Origin of the sequence: Sinomicrobium pectinilyticum (assembly GCF_003725735.1) — a bacterium.
In the GTDB taxonomy this organism is placed as follows: domain Bacteria; phylum Bacteroidota; class Bacteroidia; order Flavobacteriales; family Flavobacteriaceae; genus Sinomicrobium; species Sinomicrobium pectinilyticum.
In genome coordinates this window covers 1-24,365 of record NZ_RJTM01000105.1, presented here as the reverse complement: position 1 = coordinate 24,365, position 24,365 = coordinate 1, and the positions used below count along the sequence as shown (strand labels likewise).

At 44.5% G+C, this 24,365-nt stretch carries 23 protein-coding genes; 9 read left to right on the top strand and 14 right to left on the bottom strand.

Features of this window, described 5'->3' with window-relative positions; translation table 11 throughout:
• Positions 1-83: 83 nt before the first annotated feature.
• Positions 84-818, bottom strand: a complete 735-nt coding sequence (locus ED312_RS15115) for a polyprenol monophosphomannose synthase (RefSeq protein ID WP_123216859.1) — start codon at positions 816-818, stop codon at positions 84-86.
• A 151-nt stretch (positions 819-969) separates the two neighbouring features.
• On the opposite strand from ED312_RS15115, the gene ED312_RS15110 reads away from it, so the two are divergent.
• From ED312_RS15110 to ED312_RS15100, 3 genes are read left to right on the top strand one after another with little or no spacing between them, the layout of a single operon-like run.
• Positions 970-2,667 carry an ArnT family glycosyltransferase gene (locus ED312_RS15110; protein WP_123216858.1) on the top strand — a complete coding sequence of 566 codons (1,698 nt, stop codon included), beginning with the start codon at positions 970-972 and terminating at the stop codon, positions 2,665-2,667.
• Between the two features lie 30 nt (positions 2,668-2,697).
• Positions 2,698-3,357 carry a DUF4271 domain-containing protein gene (locus tag ED312_RS15105; protein ID WP_123216857.1) on the top strand — a complete coding sequence of 220 codons (660 nt, stop codon included), beginning with the start codon at positions 2,698-2,700 and terminating at the stop codon, positions 3,355-3,357.
• Between the two features lie 22 nt (positions 3,358-3,379).
• On the top strand, positions 3,380-4,126 hold the full coding sequence (locus ED312_RS15100) for a uroporphyrinogen-III synthase (protein WP_123216856.1): 747 nt from the start codon (positions 3,380-3,382) through the stop codon (positions 4,124-4,126).
• A 73-nt stretch (positions 4,127-4,199) separates the two neighbouring features.
• On the opposite strand, the gene pckA is transcribed toward ED312_RS15100, so the two are convergent.
• Positions 4,200-5,795, bottom strand: a complete 1,596-nt coding sequence (gene pckA, locus ED312_RS15095) for a phosphoenolpyruvate carboxykinase (ATP) (protein ID WP_123216855.1) — start codon at positions 5,793-5,795, stop codon at positions 4,200-4,202.
• A 77-nt stretch (positions 5,796-5,872) separates the two neighbouring features.
• The gene (locus ED312_RS15090; protein ID WP_123216854.1) at positions 5,873-6,262 is read right to left on the bottom strand and encodes a DUF423 domain-containing protein; all 390 of its coding nucleotides are present in this window, start codon (positions 6,260-6,262) and stop codon (positions 5,873-5,875) included.
• Between the two features lie 143 nt (positions 6,263-6,405).
• Here ED312_RS15090 and ED312_RS15085 point away from each other — a divergent pair, with 143 nt between their 5' ends.
• The 4 genes from ED312_RS15085 (at position 6,406) to ED312_RS15070 (ending at position 9,700) form a co-directional block, all read left to right on the top strand.
• Complete coding sequence (locus ED312_RS15085) at positions 6,406-7,776, top strand: saccharopine dehydrogenase family protein (RefSeq protein ID WP_123216853.1); 1,371 nt, start codon at positions 6,406-6,408, stop codon at positions 7,774-7,776.
• Between the two features lie 136 nt (positions 7,777-7,912).
• A complete protein-coding gene (locus tag ED312_RS15080; protein WP_123216852.1) occupies positions 7,913-8,383 on the top strand; it encodes an Lrp/AsnC ligand binding domain-containing protein in 471 nt (156 codons plus the stop codon).
• A gap of 322 nt (positions 8,384-8,705) precedes the next feature.
• The gene (locus ED312_RS15075; protein ID WP_123216851.1) at positions 8,706-9,020 is read left to right on the top strand and encodes a hypothetical protein; all 315 of its coding nucleotides are present in this window, start codon (positions 8,706-8,708) and stop codon (positions 9,018-9,020) included.
• Between the two features lie 161 nt (positions 9,021-9,181).
• Positions 9,182-9,700, top strand: coding sequence for a ferritin (locus tag ED312_RS15070; protein WP_123216850.1), 519 nt, complete (start codon positions 9,182-9,184; stop codon positions 9,698-9,700).
• Between the two features lie 162 nt (positions 9,701-9,862).
• On the opposite strand, the gene ED312_RS15065 is transcribed toward ED312_RS15070, so the two are convergent.
• The 10 genes from ED312_RS15065 to ED312_RS15020 form a co-directional block, all read right to left on the bottom strand.
• The gene (locus ED312_RS15065; RefSeq protein WP_123216849.1) at positions 9,863-10,276 is read right to left on the bottom strand and encodes a hypothetical protein; all 414 of its coding nucleotides are present in this window, start codon (positions 10,274-10,276) and stop codon (positions 9,863-9,865) included.
• A 360-nt stretch (positions 10,277-10,636) separates the two neighbouring features.
• The gene (locus tag ED312_RS15060; RefSeq protein ID WP_123216848.1) at positions 10,637-11,458 is read right to left on the bottom strand and encodes a mechanosensitive ion channel family protein; all 822 of its coding nucleotides are present in this window, start codon (positions 11,456-11,458) and stop codon (positions 10,637-10,639) included.
• A 28-nt stretch (positions 11,459-11,486) separates the two neighbouring features.
• Complete coding sequence (locus tag ED312_RS15055; RefSeq protein ID WP_240643118.1) at positions 11,487-11,681, bottom strand: hypothetical protein; 195 nt, start codon at positions 11,679-11,681, stop codon at positions 11,487-11,489.
• Positions 11,678-12,253 (bottom strand): RNA polymerase sigma factor, encoded by a 576-nt coding sequence (locus ED312_RS15050; protein ID WP_123216846.1) that lies wholly within the window; start codon positions 12,251-12,253, stop codon positions 11,678-11,680. The genes ED312_RS15055 and ED312_RS15050 overlap by 4 nt, the downstream gene beginning before the upstream one ends.
• Before the next feature lie 203 nt (positions 12,254-12,456).
• Positions 12,457-13,146, bottom strand: a complete 690-nt coding sequence (locus tag ED312_RS15045) for a zinc metallopeptidase (protein WP_123216845.1) — start codon at positions 13,144-13,146, stop codon at positions 12,457-12,459.
• Positions 13,147-13,315: 169 nt separating this feature from the next.
• Positions 13,316-14,416 (bottom strand): alanine dehydrogenase, encoded by a 1,101-nt coding sequence (gene ald / locus ED312_RS15040; RefSeq protein ID WP_123216844.1) that lies wholly within the window; start codon positions 14,414-14,416, stop codon positions 13,316-13,318.
• A 349-nt stretch (positions 14,417-14,765) separates the two neighbouring features.
• Positions 14,766-17,609, bottom strand: coding sequence for a leucine--tRNA ligase (gene leuS, locus ED312_RS15035; protein ID WP_123216843.1), 2,844 nt, complete (start codon positions 17,607-17,609; stop codon positions 14,766-14,768).
• Positions 17,610-17,993: 384 nt separating this feature from the next.
• Entirely contained in the window at positions 17,994-18,461 is a 468-nt protein-coding gene (locus tag ED312_RS15030; protein WP_123216842.1) for a DUF3291 domain-containing protein, read from the bottom strand.
• Positions 18,462-18,613: 152 nt separating this feature from the next.
• Entirely contained in the window at positions 18,614-19,273 is a 660-nt protein-coding gene (locus tag ED312_RS15025) for an aspartate kinase (RefSeq protein WP_123216841.1), read from the bottom strand.
• A gap of 162 nt (positions 19,274-19,435) precedes the next feature.
• The gene (locus ED312_RS15020; RefSeq protein ID WP_123216840.1) at positions 19,436-19,795 is read right to left on the bottom strand and encodes a YraN family protein; all 360 of its coding nucleotides are present in this window, start codon (positions 19,793-19,795) and stop codon (positions 19,436-19,438) included.
• A 547-nt stretch (positions 19,796-20,342) separates the two neighbouring features.
• Between ED312_RS15020 and ED312_RS15015 the strand changes: the two genes are divergently transcribed.
• Positions 20,343-20,804: a hypothetical protein gene (locus tag ED312_RS15015; RefSeq protein ID WP_123216839.1), complete on the top strand. Its 462-nt coding sequence runs from the start codon at positions 20,343-20,345 to the stop codon at positions 20,802-20,804.
• Between the two features lie 7 nt (positions 20,805-20,811).
• Here the strand turns inward: ED312_RS15015 and ED312_RS15010 are convergent, their stop codons facing one another.
• On the bottom strand, positions 20,812-21,798 hold the full coding sequence (locus ED312_RS15010; protein WP_317125686.1) for a S66 peptidase family protein: 987 nt from the start codon (positions 21,796-21,798) through the stop codon (positions 20,812-20,814).
• A gap of 214 nt (positions 21,799-22,012) precedes the next feature.
• Here ED312_RS15010 and metG point away from each other — a divergent pair, with 214 nt between their 5' ends.
• Positions 22,013-24,079, top strand: a complete 2,067-nt coding sequence (gene metG / locus ED312_RS15005) for a methionine--tRNA ligase (RefSeq protein WP_123216838.1) — start codon at positions 22,013-22,015, stop codon at positions 24,077-24,079.
• The last annotated feature ends 286 nt before the right edge of the window (positions 24,080-24,365 follow it).

Genomic DNA, 24,365 nt, shown 5'->3' with positions numbered 1-24,365 from the left:
TATAAAAATGTTGTTTTAAGCCGCTCTTTGATTCACGAATAATAAGTTATGGAATATTTAGCGTACTTATGCTTTTTATTCTGTTAAAATCCCTTCCTTTTGAACAGGCTACGCAGTTTCATGGACAATACGCCGAAAACAGCTTCATTGATAATCTTACCGCTCATCTTGGAATTGCCTTTTTCTCTGTCTTTAAAAATAATAGGGACTTCTACGATATGGAATTTTTGCAGGAAGGCACGAAACTTCATTTCTATCTGGAACGCATAACCTACAAACCGTATATTGTCGAGGGCAATGCTTTCGATGACCTCTTTTTTATAACAGATAAAACCTGCCGTGGGGTCATGGATACGCATTCCCGTTATAAATTTTACGTAAAATGATGCCCCGTAAGAGAGGAGTATCCGTTTCATGGGCCAGTTTACTACGTTTACCCCTTTTACATACCTCGAGCCTATGGCAACATCGGCCCCGTGAAGAGAACAGGCATTGAACAGGCGCACCAGGTCCCGGGGATTATGGGAAAAATCGGCATCCATTTCAAAGATGTACGGATATCCCCTGCGTAGTGCCCACTTAAAACCGTGGATATACGCTGTTCCCAGGCCGGATTTTTCTTTTCGTTCCTCGAGAAAAAGACGTGCCGGGAATTCCTGTTGGAGTTCTTCGACCTTTGCTGCCGTGCCGTCCGGGGAATTATCGTCCACGATCAGGACGTGAAAATTTTTTTTCAGCAGAAGAACTTCCCTGATAATGGCTTCTATGTTCTCAATTTCGTTATATGTAGGGATAATCACCAGGCCGTCCGTTCGCATAAAATTTTTAACTGAGATGCAAAAATAGAATTTCCTTCGTTTTTAACTATTATGGCTGGAGAATATTTGATATACAGAACTGTTTTAAGGCTAAAATAGTGTATTATTCTCATATATTATTAAGTATTTTTGCTTGAAATTTTCCGGAAGTATGAGCATTGCGCAAAGAAAAGACCAATTATTACTGCTTTTTTTAGGAATACTGACCTTCATAAACCTGGTCCAGAGCGGGACTACCCAACTGATATATGACGAGGCTTATTACTGGTATTTTTCCCGGAATCTCGCCTGGGGCTATTTCGATCATCCGCCGATGGTTGCTTTTTTTGCAGCTGTGGGAACAGCGTTATTCGACAATGAGCTGGGGGTGCGTTTCTTTGCGCCGTTTCTGTTTTCCGGGACTATTTTCCTGCTCTGGAAGGCGATAGACGACCCCAGAAAGTATGCCCATATGTGGATCTTTATCCTGCTTTCTGCTTCGGTTGCCTTGTTTAACGCCTATGGTTTTTTTATGCTCCCGGATACACCGCTGCTGTTTTTCGGCGCTTTGTTCCTGTATGCGTATAAAAAGTTCCTGCAACGGCCGGATATACGTATCATACTTGTACTGGGTTTTTCCATGGCGGCTATGATGTACAGTAAATATCATGCGATCCTTCTTATCGGGTTTGTTATACTGTCCAATCCGAAAATCCTTATGAGATATCGTTTCTGGATGGCAGCGGTTTTCGCCCTGGTCCTTTATATCCCGCATTTTTACTGGTTGAACGAAACCGATTTTGTTTCTTTAAAATACCATTTGTCCGGAAGGGCAAACAGCAACTATAAGATTAAATTTACGCTGAATTATCTGGTAAACGTACTGGTGGTTCTCGGGTTTTCCTTCCCGTTGATATACTGGGCATTATATAAATTCACCCGTTTCGCTTCCCTGAAAAATCACGCTTTTGACAGGGCACTTGTTTTTACCGCCTGGGGGATTATCGCATTTTTCTTCCTGTCTTCCTTTAACCGGAAAACACAGGCACAATGGCCGCTTCTCACGGTTTTACCACTGATTATTTTCGCTTTCCGGTATGCTTTGGACCGGCCGGGATTCAGGAAGTGGCTGCGAATTACAAGTATTATCTCGCTGGTAGTATTGTCTATGGCCAGGGTGATACTGGTCAATGAAAACATCTCCCCGATAAAGTATGAGAGTCACGGAAATAAAAGATGGGCGCAGAAGCTCTATGAAAAGACGGGAGGCCTCCCGGTTGTTTTTGAAGATTCTTACCGCAGTGCCAGTATGTATGGTTTCTACTCACGGGTACCGGTGTATTCGCTGAACAGTGTAAAGCACAGGCAGAACCAGTACGATATAGATAGTTCCGAATACAAGTTCCAGCATAGAAAGGTAGCCTATATTACCGGGCGCAAGGATTATGACTCTGTAATAAAGGTGCGTATCGGAAAGGGGAAAGGACATGTATGGAGAGGAAAGTTTGTAAAAGATTTCCGGTCTTTCCGCAAACTGATATGCCGGGTGGACAATGAAAAAGTGGTTCGGGGAAAAGATACGCTCTCCCTGACCCTGATAAACCCCTATAACGAGGGAGTGGCATTCCAGGACCTGAAACTTTACGGCCTCGTGCTCGATGAAAAACGACGGATCAAGGATACGGTGAATATTTCCCTGGGGAATACCGGAAAGACCAAAGTGCTGAGCGGGGAGAGCAGCATACGGCTCAATGGCGTGATGGACAGTACCCGGAATCTGAACGACGGCGTATTTTTTAGGATATCCGTATCCGAATACGGATATCCTTCGGGGTTCCAGGGAGATATAATTCCGATAGAAAATCAGTAAGGGAATGCCTAAGCGATAAAAGCAGAGATCATGGATATGGAAATACTGTACAGGGAGGTAGATAAATACACTGTGGAGACTATTTTGCTCATCGGTTGTATTGCCCTGATCACTTTTGCCAAAATTACCCATGAAATAAAATTTCAGCGTTTTCTGGAAACCTTTTTCTCGGATAAGTATTTAAAGCTATACGGAAAAGAACAGGAACCCAGTATCAACAGGTTCAACATTCTGCTTTTTATCGTGCAGCTGATTGTTTTTGGTATGCTCCTTAAACTTACACTGGAATATCTCGGTTTTGTTCCTGGCAATATCAATTTATTGTTAATTATTACGGGGCTGGGATTGTTTGTTCTGTTCAAGTTTTATCTGGAAAAGATCATCGCTACCATATTTGACCTGAACTACTTTCTTGAGCAGTACAATTTTTACAAGTTGACGTACAGGAACCTGGTATCCATCATATTACTACCTTTCATAGCGCTGCTTATTTACAACCCGATGGATAAGAAGGTTATCTTATTTGTAACAATCGGCCTGTTTCTTTTATTAAATATCATTGCATGGGGGCGGATGTTCAAAAAACATCAAAAATTTCTGTTGAAGAAGTTGTTTTATTTTATTTTGTATCTTTGCGCACTGGAAATAGCACCTTATCTGATTATTGCCCGAGCGGCATTTTTCAGTTAAGGATATCAAACAAATGGTTAATATGAAAGTGAAAACAATCTTGGTTTCCCAGCCGGAACCTAAAGTAGAAAATTCACCATATTTACAGCTTGTAGAAAAGCAAAAAGTAAAAATAGACTTCAGGCCTTTTATTCATGTCGAGGGAGTTAATGCAAAGGAGGTAAGGCAGCAAAAAATAGATTTAACCAAGTTTACTGCTATTATTCTTACCAGTAGGAATTCCGTAGACCATTTTTTCCGGATCGCGGAAGAAATGCGTTTTAAAGTACCGGATACGATGAAGTATTTCTGTCAGTCCGAAGCGGTAGCTTATTACCTGCAGAAATATGTGGTTTACCGGAAACGCAAGATCTATGTAGGGAAGCGTACTTTCCAGGATCTTGCCCCTATGATAAAAAAATACAAGGACGAGAAATTTTTACTGCCTTCTTCGGATGTGTTGAAACCGGATGTTCCGGAAACACTGGACAAGCTGGGAATAGAATGGAAAAGGGCGGTTCTTTACAAGACCGTAATCAGCGATCTTTCGGACCTGAGGGATGTTTACTATGACATCCTTGTGTTCTTCAGTCCTTCGGGAATAGAGTCCCTTTTCAAGAATTTTCCGGACTTTAAGCAGAACGATACGCGGATAGCGGTATTTGGTAATACAACGGTAAAGGCGGCCAATGATGCGGGGCTTCGTATAGATATACAGGCTCCGACGCCGGAGACACCATCTATGACAATGGCGCTGGAAAAATATATCTCGGAGGCCAATAAGAAGTAGACGGAATATTCAAAATATAAAAACCCCCGGTTGTGTGCCGGGGGTTTTTTGATTCTGCCGGTTTATATGCGCCTTAAAGAGGAGCGCCACTCATAATTTCTTCGCTGGCATAGGCCTCAAACCTGGAAAAGTTTTTTCTGAAGGCCCCGGAGAGTGCTTCTGCCTGTTTGTCGTAGGCCGCTGCATCTTTCCATGTATTTCTCGGGTTGAGTATCTCCGAAGGTACTTCCGGACATACCTGCGGTACGGTCAGTCCGAATACGGGATGTTTCTCAAAAGCCACTTTTTCCAGTTGTCCGTTAAGGGCAGCGGATATCATGGCCCTGGTATAGCGCAGTTTCATGCGCGAGCCTGTACCGTAAGGTCCGCCGGTCCATCCGGTATTTACCAGCCATACGTTAACCCCTGTCTCTTTCATTTTGGCACTGAGCATCTCTGCGTATTCGGTGGGATGCAAGGGCATGAACGGAGCTCCGAAACATGCGGAGAAGGAAGGTACGGGTTCGTTGATACCCGCTTCGGTACCCGCTACCTTGGCGGTATAACCGGAGATAAAATGATATGCCGCCTGACCGGGTGTAAGCCTGGAAATAGGGGGCAGGACACCGAATGCGTCTGCCGTAAGAAAAAATATATTTCCGGGATTATACCCGATTGAGGGTTCCTGGATGTTTTGGATATGGTTAATCGGGTAACTTACCCTGGTGTTTTGAGTTATGGAGGTATCGTCAAAGTCGACTTCGCCCTTGTCGTTGAGGATAACGTTTTCCAGCAAAGCCCCTTTTCTGATGGCCCGGTATATGTCCGGTTCGTTTTCTTCGCATAGGTTAATAACCTTTGCATAACATCCGCCTTCGAAGTTGAATACGGAATTTTCCGCAGTCCATCCGTGTTCGTCGTCACCTATAAGTCTGCGTTCCGGATCGGCGGATAATGTTGTTTTTCCGGTACCCGAAAGTCCGAAGAAAATAGCTGTTCGCAGGTCTTTACCCACATTGGCACTGCAATGCATGGGAAGCGTGTTCTTAAATACGGGTAATTCGAAATTAAGGGCAGAAAAGATTCCTTTTTTGATCTCACCGGTATAGCCGGTACCGCCGATAAGGACTATTTTACGGGAAAAGCTGAGAATGGCAAAATTGTGTTGCCGGGTACCATCTTCCGAAGGGTTGGCATGAAAGCCGGGAGCGTTGATTACCGTCCATTCGGCCTCAAAGTTTTCCAGTTCATCCTGTGTTGGCCGGAGGAACATGTTGTAGGCAAAGAGATTGCTCCACGGGCACTCCGTAATCACACGGATATTTGTGCGGTAATCAGGATCTGCGCAGGCATAGCAATCCCTCGCGTAGATATCTTTTCCGGAAAGGTATTGCGCCACCTTTTTATACAACCGGTCAAAGTGCTCCTCTTCAAACGGAATATTAATATCACCCCACCATACCTTGTCTTTCGTAATATCGTCTTTTACGATGAAACGATCTTTCGGGGATCTTCCGGTAAATTCGCCGGTATTGATGGCAAGAGCCCCGGAAGAGGCTTCTTTGCCCTGTCCTTTACGGAGAGTAATCTCATGCAGCTTCTGTGGAGAAAGCTGATAACGAACCCTGGCATCTTTAATGCCGTACGCCTCTAACGAAATCGTTTTAGTGTTTAGTGTGTTGTTAATCATTACAAAATAGTTAGTGTGTGTGTTTTTACACTACAAAAGTAAAAATTAATCCAAACGAAATCGTTATAGTGTTATATTTATTTGGTTTTGAGCTTAAGAAAGTTAAAAAACAAAACTCCCCAGGCGACGATCAATAATGTCCCTCCTATCGGGGTGACGATACCGATAGTTTTAAAATCAAAAGAGGTGAGGTTATTGGTCGCAAGCCCGTATATGGACCCCGAAAAGAGAATGACCCCGGCAGTCACCAACAGGTAGATGGTATTCCTGGCTTTTTCGGACAGTACGGACAGGTTACCTACGAATAGCAGGAACAAGGCGTGGTACATTTGATATTTGACGCCGGTCTCGAAGGTTGTAATAGCCTCGGTCCCGATGGCGGATTTTAAGGCATGAGCCCCGAAAGCTCCCAGTATGATAGCAAGAAGACCGAAAAGTGCGGCAGTAAGAAGAATAGCTTTTTTCATAGTATGTATTGAGGAGAACAGCGGATGGTAAAACCAACTAATTCCGCTGTAATTTTTTATAAATATAACAATTTACTACATTCGTGTTATAAAAATTAATAACAGTAGTTTAAACCAATACAAAAATACATCAGAAAAGTAATATGGAAAACATCTTGATCGTCGGAGTGGGAAAATCCACATCATATCTTATCGACTACCTGTCAAAAGAATCACGGCAGAAAGGTATACGTCTAACAGTAGGGGATATTGATGCGGGTAACCTGGAAAAGTTAAAAGCGTCTTATCCTCATATACGCGGTATCCGTCTGGATATTTTCGACAGGAAGCAAAGGGAGGAGGCGGTGAATGCGTCAGACCTGGTCATTTCCATGTTGCCGGCCAGGCTTCATGTTGAGGTTGCCAGAGACTGTATTACTTTCGGCAAGCACCTGGTGACGGCATCTTATGTGAGTGACGAAATGCAGGCCATGGACGGGGAAGTAAAGAAGAAGGGGCTTGTTTTTATGAACGAGATAGGCCTGGACCCCGGCATAGACCACATGAGTGCCATGCATGTGATAGACCGTATTCGCGAGCGTGGTGGAAAAATATTGCTTTTTGAGTCGTTCTGCGGGGGGTTGGTTGCGCCGGAGAGTGATAATAACCTGTGGAACTATAAATTCACATGGAACCCAAGAAATGTTGTTGTTGCGGGGCAAGGGGGAACAGCGAAGTTTATCCAGGAAGGCACTTACAAGTATATCCCGTACCACAAGCTTTTCCGCCGTACCGAATTTCTCGATGTGGAAGGCTACGGGAAATTCGAAGCCTATGCCAACAGGGATTCACTGAAATACAGGGAGGCATACGGGCTTGAAGATGTACTTACACTTTACAGGGGTACCATGAGAAGGGTAGGGTTTTCCAGGGCGTGGAATATGTTCGTTCAGCTGGGGATGACCGATGACAGCTACGTCATGGAAGATTCGGAGAACATGAGCTATCGCGATTTTGTCAACGCGTTTTTACCCTATTCCCCGACGGACTCCGTGGAGCTGAAAATGCGGCACTATCTGAAGATCGACCAGGATGATATTATGTGGAACAAACTGGAGGAGCTGGGATTGTTCAGCCGTGATAAAAAAGTGGAACTCAGCAGAGCCACACCGGCACAGGTACTTCAAAAGATACTGGAAGAGCGCTGGAGCCTGGAAGAAGATGATAAGGATATGATAGTAATGTACCATAAATTCGGCTATGAACTGGAAGGTAAAAAGTTCCAGATCGATTCCAGTATGGTGGTAACAGGGGAGGACCGTAAATTTACGGCAATGTCCAAAACTGTCGGATTACCTGTTGCCATGGCTGCATTACAAATACTCGAAGGATGGATTACCACTCCGGGCGTGCAGATACCCCTGAAAAAGGAGGTATACGGGCCAATTTTAAAGGAACTGGAAAAACAGGGAGTTGTGTTCCGGGAAAAACAAGGGCCCTATATGGGATACAATCCGCATAATGTGGCAGGTTAAAAAAGAGCTGCGGAGCTACCATTAATAATACAATCGGAAAAGCTCGTAATATCTATAATTTGTTAATATAATAGCGTTTTGGAGCACAAAAGTATTGCAAATGTCGTATATTTAATTGCAATTTAATATCTGTGCTATGAAGATTATTAATGAAACGGTAGAAATTGACGGGATAGACAAGGAGATTCTCCGTTCCCTGATGAACGATGCGCGGAAGCCTGTCCTGGAAATAGCGCGTAAGATCGGTATTTCGGGCGCAGCCATTCACCAGCGGTTGCGTAAACTGGACGAATCCGGCCTCATCGCCGGGTCCAAGTTTGTTATAAACCCGAAAGTACTGGGATATTCCACCATGGCCTTTATTGGTATATATCTGGATAAGGCCATGCGAAACCCGGAGGCGGTTAAACAATTAAAGGAGATCCCCGAAGTACTGGAATGCCATTATACTACGGGGAACTGGAGTATACTTATAAAGATACTCTGTAAAGACAACGAGCATCTCATGTACCTGCTCAATGACAAGGTCCAGACCATTGAAGGGGTTTCCCGTACGGAAACATTTATTTCCCTGAACCAGCAGATCGACAGGCAGATACAGCTGTGAAGAGGGGTAGGTTACAAGTTCCAGGTTTCAGGTTGCAAGAGTGGAAAAGTTGTAACGCAGAGACACGTTAAGAAAACACAGAGGAACACGGAGCAATTGTACTTTGTTGTTCTTTGTGTCTGCTCCGTGAAGCTTTGTGTTACTACTAAACCTGTAACCCGGGGCTTCGATACAACAGCCTTCGGCTGTCACTCAGCCGCCTCCGCTCAGAAATCTATCGGAATTCATACAATATGCAACCTGCAACCTATAACCCACCCCATGTTAAAAATGACCAATCAGTTTGTATTTATTCTAAATAATAATTAATTTCGCTGCCGTAATGGAGACGATATTATTTAAATCTAGGTATTATACGGCATATCAACCCGAGAAGGGGCGCTGTTTTTTTGTGGATATCCGGGGAAAGAAGATCAGGATGTCTTTTTGTCAATTACTGGCTTTCCGGCAGAAAGTATTGGCTATGGACCTGGATGCACACTTTGATTCCGAGTTGAACCGTCACGGTATAGAGATACTTACACTCTGTAACAGGGAACATCTTTTCATTCTGGATACCCTGGAGGTCATTGACCTAAAAATGTTTGTACAGGGAATATTTGCCATGTCCGAACTTCACGCCCTGGTTACGGTATAGCCCTGTCTTACAACTTTCCGCAGTTTTATTTCCTCCTTATTTATATTTAGTCTTAGACCGGTTACAAATTTGCTGTGTATGAGCGAGTTAGGGTTTGTTTTTCGTATCTTTGGATCAGATAAGTAAAAGATTTAAGAGCGCGTAATATTAAAATCAGACCGATGAAAGATTTAGTAAGACAAAGATTAAGTATAAATGTAGATGTCATGGACCTGTTAAACGAACAGATCGCTAAAGAGGCCCATTCGTCTTCCATATATCTGGCCATGGCTTCCTGGTGCGATCATAACGCTTTGGAAAACAGTGCCGAATTTTTTTATAACCAATCCAAAGAGGAAAGGGATCATATGATGAGAATATTTAAATTCATCAATGATAACGGCGGAATGGCAATCTCTCCGGAAGTAACCGATATCACCCACGATTTCAATTCTCTCGAAGGTATTTTCGAGTCGGCGCTGGAACAGGAAATAGCGATTACCAAGTCTATTCACAATATCGTCCTGAAATGCCGTAAAGTGAATGACCTTGCTACGGAGAACTTTTTACAGTGGTTCGTCAAAGAACAGATGGAAGAAGAACAGATCATGCGCAAAGCACTGGACCTGTTCGATCTGATGGGGACAGAAGGTATTGCTCTTAAGCTTATCGACGAGCGTATTCCGAAAATCAAGGAATAGCATACTATAACAATACGGAAATTGATTTTCTGATCATTGAGGCTGCCTTAACGGGCAGCCTTTTTTTGCCTGTCCCGTCCCAGGTTGACGACTAAAACACAAAAAGCTGCCGGATAAATTTCCGGCAGCTTTTTCATAAATTACCCTAAACTATACAAATTACTATGCTTGTCCGTGCACAAGTTTCTTGTCACTAATAAAATCATGGTTTAAAATCTGTCCTTTTTTGGCATTGTTAACCACCTTCAGTACTTTATCCAGAAGATCGGTTTCATTTTTAAACAATGATTTTTTCAGTGCCTGCATCTCTATTTCCATGTTATGTCTTACCTGTTTTTTCAGCTCTTCGGTAAAGGAGAGGTTAAAAACTTTTTCATATAGAAACTTATGATTGGAAAGTGAGAAATTTCCATTTCCGATACAGATGTATATTTGATTCTCATCGTCAATAAGAAAGTATTCTTCGGAAATCGGAGAAATCAATTTCTTCACATTGTCGTTCTCGGAAAAATACTGTATAATTTCTTTAATGTATTTTTCGTCTTCTGTTAATTCTCTTTTTTTAAATCCAAACATATCTCTCGAATTTTGAAGAAGCTGGCCTTCAGTGCGAAAAGTCTTAAAGGACTGTAAACTTCTTCTGTTCTATATATTAAGACACAGAGTATCGCGAAAAGTCACATTTGTAATAAAATATTCGTTAAAAATCACATATACAGATTGTTATTACGGAAAGTTATATTGGAAGAAACCGGTTAAGGGGTCTCCGCCGGGATCACCCCGTTCACTTTAATGCTCCGGAGTTCCCGGGACCGCTTTAGTTTCTGAAACAGGGTAACGGGTTTATACATCCCACCCACCCGGTAAATATCCAAAAAACAACACTTTACTTATAAAGCCTATGGATGTCCGGTCGCATAGTGGTGTAGTTCGATACTACGGATTCTCATGAAGTATTTCGATGTTTCTATTGGTGATATTTTTTATGGGGAACACTACTTTTTTATCTTCCATGGCTATTACAAGGCTTATATTGTCAATCAGGACAATTACCCCTTCTACACCATCTACGCGAATTCTCATTCCGGCCTCAAAATTTTTACGGGTGTAAAAACCTAGTATAAGCCGGTATACAATATCTTTTGAACCCAGCCCGAGCGCAATGGTAAAAGCTGCGAGGAATGCCCCCAGAAGAATGAGAATATTATTGGTAACGATATCGGTATTTACACCAATCTGGTTGAGGGCTGTTATGGTTGCTATTATTAAAATAATGTAGAAAGCCAACCCGCTTATAAATTTGGAGCCGCTCAGGTCAAATGACCTGAGCATACCTTGTATGGTATTTTTAATAAAAGTGGCAATTACTATTCCTATGGCCAATATGACTACTCCACTTAAAAAACGAGGTAAATACGTAATGAGTTGACCGGCAACGTCCGATACTGCTGTAAGCCCGAGCATATCGGCTCCCATAATAAGGAGGATAAGAATTACAAAGCACTTTACAAAAAAGAGGATTATCTTGCCGACATCGATTTTAAAAGAAGATTTTTCCAGAAAATCCACTTCATTGATTTTTGCCGAGAGCCTATCTACTTTGGATAATTTCAATACGCTGCGAATCAGAAGTATAATCAGTTTATAAACGACCCATCCCAGGAAAATAAAGAAAACCGCCCATAATATTGTGGGAAGTACATTGTAAAGTTGGTCAAAAAGCGTGCTGAGCATATTGAAATCAAGGTTATTTTCCATGATTATATCTTTTACCGGTGTGAGTAAATTATTTTTTATAGGGTTTATCTTTGATTTTTAATATTTCATTTACCGTCAACGGGTATTTTACGGTGATGAGGTCTGCCATATCCAGGGAGAGTTTTATTAAGGCAACGTCATCCATTACTTTCTTCCGGAGGGACTGGGGTAGTTCCTCGTCGTGAATTATTTTTTTAAAGGGATTTTCCACTGATCTGCTCAATTAATTTTATTATACAGCTCCATAATACGATGCTTGGCCCGTTTCAGGCGCATTTTGGCAGCACTTTGCCCGATTTGCAGCGTTGTGCTTATATCTTTTATCGAAAAATCATCCTGATATTTCATCAGAAGGATCATTTTATCCGCCGGATCTATTTCTTCCATGGCTTTTTTTAATGTGTCTTCTTTTAATTCCAGGATGACCTCGTCTTCTATTTCCGCCGTTTCATCGGCGAAGTCTTCCGTAGGAACAAAAACCTGCCTGTATTTATTCAGGTTTCGCTGCATATGGTTTACACAAAAATTATAGACAAAAGAATACAGCCATGTTGAAAATCTGGATTGTCCCTTGAAGGTTCTCAGTTTAGCAAAAAGCAAAACAAAGATGTCATGGGTTAGATCCTGCGCCTCTTCTACGGACTTTGTAAAGGAAAGGCACTTATAATAAACAATACGCGCATACCTGTCATACAATATCCCGAACCAATAGGTGTCGTTTACCTCTACTATCCGTGAGACAAGCATTTCATCGGTGATGTTTTCGACATCCGTTCTCTGATGATCTCTCTTCATAGCAGGTAAAGAGCAAGCCTTTTTTAGGGTTAGACACATTATGTACCGGAAAGGTCACATTTTTTTATAAAAATACTTATTTATTTTCAATAAGCAGTATTACCGAATTGTTATTCAGTTTGTTAATCAACCCATTAATCAAAAAACCCGCCTGAAATTTCAGGCGGGCCGTTTTCTGTATGAAGCAATGATTATATTATCTTCTAATTTCTGGAACCAAGCACGCGCAGTGCCCAGTATAGCAGCATGGCCAGGGAACCGATAGCGGCTACCAGGTATGTTCTCGCTGCCCATTTCAGCGAATCTTCGGCTCCGTCATATTCCTGCGGGCTGAGCATATTTTTATTTTTCAGCCAGGCCAGGGCGCGGTTACTGGCATCGTATTCCACCGGAAGGGTTACCAGGCTGAATATGGTAGCCAGTGACATCAGAACGAGTCCGGCTACTGCTATAAGAAACCCGAAATTGTTGGCTACACCGAGAATAAGTCCGCCGATGATAAGCCACTGGGACATTCCGGATGAAACACTTACTACCGGTACAAGTTTGGACCGCAGTTGCAACCATTGGTACGCCTTGGCGTGCTGCACGGCATGTCCGCATTCATGGGCGGCTACGGCCGCTGCGGCTGCGTTACGCTGATTGTATACGCCTTCACTGAGGTTAACGGTTTTATTTGACGGGTTGTAATGGTCCGTCAGCATCCCGGGGGTGGAGATTACCTTAACATCGTAAATACCATGATCGGCCAGCATTTTTTCGGCGATTTCTGCCCCGCTCATTCCATTGCGCAGGTGTACCTTCGAATAGTATTTGAACTTGCCCTTCAGCTTGTTGCTTACCAGCCAGCTTATTAAAGCGATTCCCCCTATAATGATATAATATCCCAACATTCTTTCTTAATTTTAACTTTATAAAAATACGAATTTTTCTGTTTCCGTTACTACCGGAAAGCTTTTGAAGATGAAAGACAAAAACCCGGCCAAAAAGAACGTACCGGGTTTGTTATTAAGAATATTTTAGTATTTACTGCCGGGTGCAGTGAATTTTTGTCAGGTTATTTCATTGCACCATAGTTTCCCATCCGAAAGCTTCGGCTATGCCTTCATATACGAGTTCCCCGTTTACGATGTTTACACCTTTTGCCAGGGCTGCATGTTCCTTGCAGGCTTTTTCCCAGCCTTTGCCGGCCAGTAGCAGCACGTAGGGGAGTGTTACGTTCGTAAGGGCAACAGTAGAGGTATAAGGGACCGCCCCGGGCATATTGGCCACACAATAATGTACGACATCATCTATGATGTAGGTAGGGGCTTCGTGGGTAGTAGGTGTGGTTGTTTCGATACATCCTCCCTGGTCTACGGCAACATCCACGATTACGGTGCCCGGACGCATTTCCCCCAGCATGTCGCGTGTAATGAGGTTTGGCGCTTTGGCCCCCGGTATGAGGACCCCGCCTATAATGAGGTCGTGGGTCTTTATGTGTTTTCTTATGTTGTATTCGCTGGAGAATTCGGTAACTACATGACTGGGCATGATATCGTTGACATAACGCAGGCGTTTCATATTGATGTCCAGGATAGTAACGTGTGCCCCGAGGCCGGCAGCCATTTTAGCAGCCTGTATACCTACAGTCCCGGCCCCGAGTATGAGCACTTTGCCCGGCGGCACACCGGGAACTCCGCCCAGGAGCACTCCGCGTCCTTTGATGGGTTTTTCCAGGTACTTTGCACCCTGTTGAATGGCCATACGTCCCGCCACTTCAGACATGGGGATAAGTAACGGCAGGCTCCCGTCGCTCTCCGCTACGGTTTCATAGGCAATACATACCGCATTGCTTTTCAGCATAGCCCGGGTAAGGGCTTCACTGGAAGCAAAATGGAAGTAAGTGAATATCACCTGATTGTCCCGTACCAGCGGATACTCTTCTTCGATAGGTTCCTTAACTTTAACGATCATGTCACTTTGGGCATACACTTCCCCGATAGTAGGAAGTATTTCAGCGCCTACAGCTTCATAATCAGCATCAAAAAAGCCACTTCCTTCTCCGGCAGTGGCTTGAATGTAAACCGTGTGGTGGTGTTTTACCAGCTCGAAAACCCCGGCGGGCGTTATACCGACCCTGTTTTCGTTGTTCTTGATCTCTTTTGGTACCCCTATTTTCATAATGTGTGTGTTTTGCACTTAGAACTTGTTTCAACTGAATTCATCCCGATGATTATCGGGAGGCTAAAAAATATTCTTTTTGCCCCATACTCGTCTTTTTTTCACCCCATAGCTAAGGTTATGCGGCTCAAAAAAGCCTTCCTATGGAACAAAAATCATCATTTTTCGCTACAATCAATCCAGTTGAAATAAGTTCTTAAAATTAACGATTCGGAGGAATAATCGTACAAAAATTTGTGCAAAAAGAAAGGGAGTTATTTCGTTAATACGAAAAAAAGCTCCCTGTTTATTGAAAATACATGATTGTCTCCGGCTTCCGCCGGAAGGAAATGTGGCCGGAAAAATGGGGTTATCCCACGATATTAATAATCTTTCCGGGCACGATAATGATCTTTTTCGGGGTCCTTCCCTGAAGCTGCTCCTGTGTCTTTTCATGCGCCATTACAGCGTCTTCCATCTCTTCTTTAGGCATATCGAGAGGGAGCTCCAGCTTAAAACGCATTTTACCGTTGAAAGAAACCGGGTACTCCTTACTGCTTTCCACCAGGTGCTTTTCTTCGAATTCCGGAAAAGGAGCGAAGGCTACCGATTCTTTATGTCCCAGTTTTTGCCATAATTCCTCTGCTATATGCGGTGCATAAGGAGAGATAATGATGGCAAGGGGTTCGAGGACCTCCCTGGAATTACATTGCTGTGCCGTTAATTCGTTCACCGCGATCATAAATGAAGAGACCGAAGTATTGAAGGAGAAATTCTCAATATCTTCTATGACCTTTTTTATGGTCTTGTGCAGGGTTTTGAGGCTTTCTTTGGAGGCGGATTCGTCCGATACGTAAAAATCACCCCCCTGGCCCCCCTCAAGGGGGGAATGGTATAGCTTCCAGAGTTTTTTCAGGAAGCCGTGGACGCCGGTGATGCCGGCGGTATTCCAGGGTTTGGCTTGGTCGAGCGGACCGAGGAACATTTCGTACATCCGCAGAGTGTCCGCACCGTATTGTTCGCAGATATCATCCGGATTGACGACATTGTACTTGGATTTGGACATTTTTTCCACTTCCCGGCCTACGATATATTTACCGTCTTCCAGTATAAATTCCGCATCCCGGAATTCGGGGCGCCAGTTTTTAAAAGCTTCTATATCCAGTTCGTCGGAAGCGTTTATAAAAGTAACATCGGCATGTATCGGCTCTGTTTCCCGGTCTTCTATCCTGTTTTTGGACACAAATGTATTAGAGCCTTTTACCCGGTAAACAAAAGCACTCATACCCAGTATCATCCCCTGGTTAATCAGCTTTCTGGCAAATTCGTCTACCGGAAGTAATCCTTTGTCAAACAGGAATTTCTGCCAGAACCGGGAATACAGCAGGTGACCGGTAGCGTGCTCGCTACCCCCGATATAAAGGTCAACATCTTTCCAGTAATCAAGAGCGTCGCGGGAAGCGAATACATTTTCATTACGGGCGTCCATATAACGGTTAAAATACCATGAACTTCCCGCCCAGCCCGGCATGGTATTCAGTTCCAGGGGGAAAATGGTTTTGTGATCGATAAGGTCATTGCTGACCACTTTATTCTTTTCGGTATCCCAGGCCCATGTTCCGGCATTTCCTAACGGGGGTTCGCCGGTTTCGGTGGGGAGGTATTTTTCTACTTCGGGCAACCGTACGGGAAGATGCTCTGCTGCGATCATCTGCGGCAACCCGTTTATATAATATACCGGGAACGGTTCTCCCCAGTAACGCTGACGGCTGAATACGGCATCCCGGAGGCGATAGTTGATCCTGCCTTTGCCGGCACCGATGGCTTCGAGTTGGGCTATGGCCTTTTGGGTAGCCTCTTCATAAGGTAACCCGCTGAGGAAACCTGAATTGGCGATGACCGTACCATTCTTTTCACTGTGTGCAGCTTCCGAAATATCCGTATTTTCGAAAATATTCGGAATGGGTATATTAAAATGCCTTGCAAAATCATAGTCGCGCTGATCCCCGCAGGGAACGGCCATTACAGCCCCTGTACCATAACCTGCAAGAACATAGTCGCCAATCCACACGGGAACAGGCTCTTTAGTGAACGGATGTTCCGCATAAGCCCCGGTAAAAACACCGGAAATGGTTTTTACGTCAGACATACGGTCGCGTTCGCTCCGCCTGGCAGTCGCTTCTATGTATGCCTCTACGGCTTCTTTTTGTCCGGGGGTGGTAATTTCGGGTACCAGTTCATGTTCCGGGGCCAGTGTCATAAAACTGACACCGAAAATAGTATCCGGCCTGGTGGTAAATACAGGGATCTCATGATCGGAGCCCTTCACCTTGAACCTTACTTCGGCTCCTTCGGAACGGCCTATCCAGTTGGTCTGAGCATCTTTCAGCGGTTGCGGCCAGTCTACACGGTCCAGTCCTTCCAGCAGGCGTTGGGCGTAAGCCGTAATGCGCATGCTCCACTGGGTCATTTTCTTGCGGATTACGGGATAGCCACCTCTTTCGGAAACGCCGTTCACGATCTCGTCGTTTGCCAGGACCGTACCCAGGGCGGGGCACCAGTTTACTTCGGTTTCCGCCAGGTAAGTCAACCTGTATTTCAATAGTATTTTTTGCTTTTCGTCGTCTGTGAAGGCCTGCCATTGCGCGGCAGTAAAGGTTCCTGTGTCGCTGTCGCAAACCGCATGGACTCCGGCATTCCCGCTGTTTTCAAATTTCCGGATCAGGGTTTCGATATCCTCGGCCTTATCCGTATCGTTGTTGTACCAGGAGTTGAAAAGCCGGGTGAATATCCATTGTGTCCATTTGTAATAGTCCGGATCGGACGTACGTACTTCGCGGCTCCAGTCAAACGAAAACCCTATTTTGTCCAGTTGCTCCCGGTATCGTTTAATATTTGTTTCCGTCGTAATTGCCGGGTGTTGCCCGGTCTGAATGGCATATTGCTCTGCCGGCAGCCCGAAAGAATCGTATCCCATAGGATGCAATACATTAAATCCCCGGTGGCGTTTGTACCGTGCGTAAATGTCCGAAGCAATATATCCCAGGGGGTGCCCCACATGCAGTCCCGCGCCGGACGGGTAAGGGAACATGTCCAGTACGTAATATTTGGGTTTGTCCGCCCCTTCGGAACCGGGATTTTTTGCTTCGAAAGTTTTATTTTCTTTCCAATGCTGTTGCCATTTGGCTTCGATTGCGTTGTGATCGTATTTCATATGCGGATATTACCGTTTTTACGGAATGCTTTTTAGCTGATTAGAACACGAATGATGCGCAAAAATACAGTTATTGAACGAAACAGGCAATATACGGAAAAGCTAGACGGACGGGGATTTTATGGTTCCAGGTTTCACAGTGTTACTGAGTTTGTAGGGATTGCCTGAATGACACAATAACTTCACAATCAGTAATTAAATCGTAACAAACTATAAAGCTGCAAAAGTTTAATTTCAACCTTTAATTCGCGTGAATAACTAATTTATCACTTTATCCTTTTCCCGAATGCCTTTCGGACTTGCTCCGGGGTCATTCATTAAGCCAAAACGGAGGTGGCTGAGTGTCCCGAACTCCGTTCGGGATGTACCGAAGCCCCGGCTTATTTAAACGGACCTATGAACATATTCTTTAAGGTCCGTCGGGGAATACTTCTTTTTAAAGGTAAAGGCATAAGGTGTTTCCCCGTATTTCCGGATATGCTCCAGCCGTTCACGGGCATCGGCTACCGAGGGGAAGACGCCGTTTTCCACATACCAAAGGGCCATATGCATTTCCCGCATTTTGTGGAACCATTCCTTTTTCCGCCTGAATACTTCCACATGGCCCGACTGGTAAACATAACGGAAGAGCGAATCCGTATCCTCCCATACGGACATATTGACGATAATAAAATCATCGTCGTATATTTTCATGGAGGTAGCATTGTTATCATCGTCTTTAAGCCGCCATACAAACCCGGGACTGCTTTCTGCCAGGGCATTGATGCGGTCCAGGCTGGCTACGAAACCGGACATCACGGGGCTATCGATCGCTCCTTTCATACGGGCGATGTTTACTTGCGCTAATTGCATAAGGGTGTATTTTGAAGATACAGACAGAATCTGCGGCAAAATACAAAACAAAACGGAAATTTCCGTGCAGGCGAGTCATCCTTTTAAAAAATCAGGGACCGGGGCGGTAGTAGAAAGGGGAGGAGGTTGTCCGGAAGGGAACTTTATGACGCCTATAAGTTCTTCAGGTCCTTGATCACTTTAAACGCTTTGTCTATTTGTCCTTCGCCTACGATAATAGTAAATTCGTTGGTGGTGGAAATTACCTCATGGAGAATAATCCCTTCCCATGCCAGTCGCTGAAAAATAAAATAATAGATGCCGGGAATAACCACGTTTTCTTCGGGAAGCTTTACCGTGATGGACGCCAGGTCTTCTACTTTCTGCGTCATTTTTTCTTCCCGGAACAAGGATTCCACCATAGGGTTGAGCGAATTGCTCACCACAATATTGGTTTCGTTGACCCCCCTGGAAGACGTGTAGAAGGCATCTTTGTTTTTATTTACCTCCTTGAGCAGGCTGGCCTGGCTGTTGAGGATGGTATCGGACAGCAGGAAGGTGTAATCCGTGAGTGACGAACGTACGGTAATCTCACCGATGTTTTTAAGCACCTTCAGTATTTTGTGTGTGGCCCGGAATTCCATGTCCATGGATAAACGTTTGAGTGCCATCACAACAGCTCCGCTTCTTACCTCTTTTCCCAGTTGTTCCTCTATCTCCGGTCCGATAATCCTGGATAAAGAGGTGAGATTGATAATGCCCTGTGCCAAAGCGCTCTGCAGAAAAGGCTTTGTTTTAATGTAATTCTCAACTACGGAAGAAATGGTTTTCATCTTGAATGGTTTTGGTTTACGGGGCTAAATTAACAAATTGTTTTATTTAAAACAAATAGTAATTTAAAATAAATTAATAAAAATATTGAACAGTAGGTTTTTTATGCAAGTGTCATGTGAAAAATCCGTGTTTATAACTTGCGAAGGGGTACAATTCAGGGGTTAAAAGTGATAAAAGGCATCCTGCATATGTTCGAGGGTATGGATTTTATTGTTTTTGGTAATGGTGATAATATCAAAACGGACCTCCGCATCCATATTGTTTGTAACAATATAATGATCGATGGCTTTGACCAGCAACTGTATTTTCTTTTTATTGACAGCGTCCTGCGGGTTCCCGAAATCTATCGAACTCCTTGCTTTTACTTCTACAACGGCCAGGATGTCCTCTTTTCGCGCTATAATATCTATCTCTGCTTTGTCAAAGACGTAATTCCGTTCCAGAATATCGTACCCGTTTTCTAACAGGTGTTGTGTAGCCAGTTCTTCCCCCTTTTTGCCGAAGTCGTTATGTGCTGCCATGGTTCCTGTTTTTCACCCTTACCCGTAAAAATACGTAAAAACCCGCTATGTTCCGGGATTCTTTCCAGGACAAACGCATTATAATGGAGTAATTTCATTTAAGGTTAAAAGCTTAAGGGGTGTCCGGTTACCGGTTTGCCGGTTTTCCGGTTGTTGATGAGTTCGGAGTTGGTTAGTCAGGGAGTTGAAACGGAAACCTTCCCTACAAACTCCGGAACTCCCAAACTTAGTTCCCATCATAAGTTCACAACAAAACACTATAAATCACCAATTCTCCCGGTCTCTGAGCCCTTAGAATGCTCAGGATATCCGCCGGATGGGCAGAAACTAAAGCCGAAGGGCAGATTACAGGTTAGAGGTAAAATATAAAAAACCGGAACCGGCAACCTTATTCAGGCAAGGCCAAACTTGTAACCTGGAATTCTAAACCTGGAACCATTAAACGTTGCAATTATAGTTTTTTTAATGCATTTGCCCTAGGATTCTTTGGGTAATCACACCTTGTTTTGCAGTTATATTCGTATTTTTATGTATAAACATTTTAGATATGCGATTTGAAAAATCAGGAGTTGTCCTGGGGTTGGTACTATCGTTATTCCTGATCGCCTGCGGAGGCAGGCCGGAAAAAAAGGAACAGGAAAAACACGGACCTGCCGGAAAACCTGTGGCGGGAGTAACGGAAGTTTCCCGTGATACGCTGGCATTGTCGCTGGAAAACGGCTTTGTTAGGGGAAAGGTGTATAAAGAGGAACGGGACAAAAAGTATTTTATCCTTAAAACCGATGCTCCGGCAACAGTATCGGCGAGACTGGAATCGGAAGATACACTGGCCAACCTGCGCTTTACCCAGATATTTCTTCCGGATGGCTCGGCGGACGGTCCTTTTGGCCGGGAACTGGAATACAACCTGGAAAAGCCCGGCATCTATGTTTTGTCGGTAGGAGAGAATATGATGGCCGGAGATCCGTGGTCCGGTGATTTCAGCATTGAGGTGAAACTGGAAAAATAGTCGGTTATTATTTTTTTGCTTTCTCAAATTCCAGTGTAACGGAATCTCGGGCAACGGTAAGTTTTGCCTCTTTACCCAGGACCAGGGCACGGTTGTCCTGGAGATGGCCTGCGGGAAAATCGAAACATACCGGAAAATTATACTTGTCCGCGATTTCCTTTACAATACCTATGGCATCTTTCCCCCAGGGAATGCTGTTATCGTGCATCCTGGTCATACCACCCACCACCAGGGCTTTGATATTATCAAAGTACCCGTTGCGTTTCAGGTTCATCATCATACGGTCTATGTGGTAGAGGTATTCATCCAGATCTTCGATAAACAGTATTTTCCCGTCTGTTTTTATCGCCGAGGGAGAACCGAGCAGGCTGTAGAGAATAGATAAGTTCCCCCCGACCATTTTCCCTTCTGCAATACCTGTACGATTCTGTACACGTGAGGGGATGGTATATTGCAGTTTTTCGCCGAAAAGGGCTTTTTTCAGGCTCTGTATAGTTTCTTCGGAGTTCTTTTTCACATTGATAGGCATGGTAGCATGCAGGGTGGCTATACCCAGGTTGTGAATATGGCTGTGCAGCACGGTAACATCGCTGTAACCGATGATCCATTTGGGTTTTTGACGGAACCTGGTAAAATCTAGCATATCCACGATTTTTACCGTGCCGTAACCTCCCCTTGCCGCCCAGATGGCTTTGATAGCCGGGTTATCCAGCATGTTCTGTAAATCCCGGGCACGGGCTTTGTCCGTTCCCGAAAGCTGATGGTATTCCGGTCCTATGGTTTTTCCCGGTACCACATGTAAGCCCCACCCGCGAAGGGTATCTATGGCCGGTTGAAGGTCTTCCGGCTGAAAGCTTCGGGCCGTGGCTACAATAGCTACGGTATCTCCTTTTTTAAGGTTCGGGGGAAAGATCATGGAGTCTTGGGAATATCCTGTTCCTGTGATTAAGGCCAAAAAGAGGATAAATACAAAGTGTTGTGTATATTTTAACATGCGTAATCCAGGTATGATTAGTATCCGACGGAACAAAATAACAAATTAGCCGGGAAACAGGGCCATGATTTCCCGATTTTTAAGGTGTAATCCATCCTAATGCTTATTTTTGCACCCTGATCGGGCTGTGTGCCTGATTTTAAAGGACAGGACTTCACGGATTTGTCCGGATGAGTCTCTTTTTACAGTAAACAACATAAGAAAATAACATACTATGCCACAAGACCCGAAGCGCTATACGATCACGTCAGCATTACCCTATACCAACGGGCCCATACACATCGGTCACCTGGCAGGGGTTTATGTCCCGGCCGATATTTATGCCCGTTATCTCAGGTTACGGGGAAAAGATGTCGCTTTTATCTGCGGAAGTGACGAACACGGGGTGGCTATTTCCATGCGGGCGAAGAAAGAAGGTGTTACGCCACAGGAGATTATAGACAAATATCACACGATCATCAAAAAATCCTTCGCGGATTTCGGGATATCATTCGACAATTATTCCCGTACTTCTGCAGAGATACACCATAAAACGGCATCCGGTTTTTTCCGCAAACTATATGATGACGGAAAATTTATAGAAGAAGTGACCGAGCAGCTGTATGATGAAAAAGCCGGGCAGTTCCTGGCCGACCGTTTTGTTACGGGGACCTGTCCGAAATGCGGAAACGAGGAGGCATACGGGGACCAGTGTGAAAACTGCGGGACCTCACTGAATGCCACGGACCTGATCAACCCGAAATCGACCATAACCGGGACCAAACCGGTACTGAGAGAGACCAGGCACTGGTTTCTTCCGTTAGATCAATACGATGCCTTTTTGAGGGAATGGATACTCGAAGGACATAAAAACGACTGGAAACCCAATGTATACGGCCAGGTAAAATCGTGGCTGGATGACGGGCTTAAACCCCGTGCCGTTACCCGCGACCTGGACTGGGGGATCCCCGTACCGGTGAAAGGTGCCGAAGGGAAAGTGCTTTATGTGTGGTTCGACGCGCCCATAGGATATATTTCGTCTACCAAAGAGTGGGCGGAGCGCGAAGGGACAGACTGGGAGCCCTACTGGAAAGATAAAGACACCAAACTGGTACATTTTATTGGGAAAGACAATATCGTCTTCCACTGTGTGATCTTCCCGGCTATGCTCAAGGCAGAAGGAAGTTATATATTGCCGGATAATGTTCCGGCCAATGAATTCCTGAACCTCGAAGGGAATAAACTATCCACGTCAAAAAACTGGGCGGTTTGGCTACACGAATACCTGGAGGATTTCCCGGAAAAACAGGATGTACTCCGGTATACGTTAACAGCCAATGCTCCTGAAACCAAGGACAACGATTTTACCTGGAAGGATTTTCAGGCCAGGAACAACAACGAACTGGTGGCCATCTTCGGAAATTTTGTAAACCGGGTTATCGTCCTTACCAACAAATATTACGACGGGGTTATCCCTGTCCCGGTAACTTTCACACCCAGGGACGAGGAAACCCTGGCAGAACTCAAGAAATATCCGGAGATCATATCTTCTTCCGTGGAGCGTTACCGCTTCCGGGAAGCGCTTGGCGAGTTGATGAATGTAGCACGGTTGGGTAACAAGTACCTGGCAGATGAGGAGCCGTGGAAGTTGATAAAAGAAGATGCGGAAAGAGTACGGACCATCATGTACGTGGCACTGCAGGTAGCCGGTGTGCTGGGTGTGCTGAGCGAACCCTTCCTGCCGTTTACTGCGAAAAAACTGCAAAAAATGCTGGGTCGCCCCGTTTCCGAAGAAAAATCACCGTGGGATGCTGTTACGGAGGGGAAAGATATTCTTTCGGCAGGACACCGTATTAACCCGGCCGAACTGTTGTTCACCAAGATAGAAGATGCGGAAATAGAAAAGCAACTGGAGTGCCTGGAACAGACCAAACTCGATAATAAAGCCGGAAATAAAGAGGTAACTCCGCAGAAAGAAACCATATCCTACGAAGACTTTGCCAAACTGGATATGCGTGTGGGGACCATTATCGAGGCAGAAAAGATGAAAAAGGCCGATAAACTGCTCATTCTGAAAGTAGATACCGGTCTTGATGTCCGGACCATAGTTTCCGGTATAGCCGGGAGTTTTAAGCCGGAGGAAATTATCGGTAAAAAGGTAACCGTGCTGGTCAACCTCGCCCCGAGAAAACTCAGGGGAGTGGAGAGCCAGGGAATGATACTGATGACACAGAACAGCGAGGGCAAACTGGTTTTCATGAATCCGGACGATGCAGCAGATAACGGGGAAACGATCTCCTGATTCAGTATTATTTTTAGTATGTGATAAAATTCGATCTGGGTGGATTTCCCTCTCCCGAAAGCTTTCGGGATTTTTACCCGGCCCTTTAAGGCAATGTCATTTAGTTAGTGTTAGAATAGCCTGAAAAGACTTATGTGCTGTGTTTTATTAAAAGTTAAAAAGGCTCCTCCCTTCATCCCGATGATTATCGGGAGAAGGGAGGTACCTGAGCGTAGCGAAGGGGGGAGGGTTTGAAATCCCGGACCATTGGTATAAACATAAACACTGTGTATATGCGCCAAGGTTC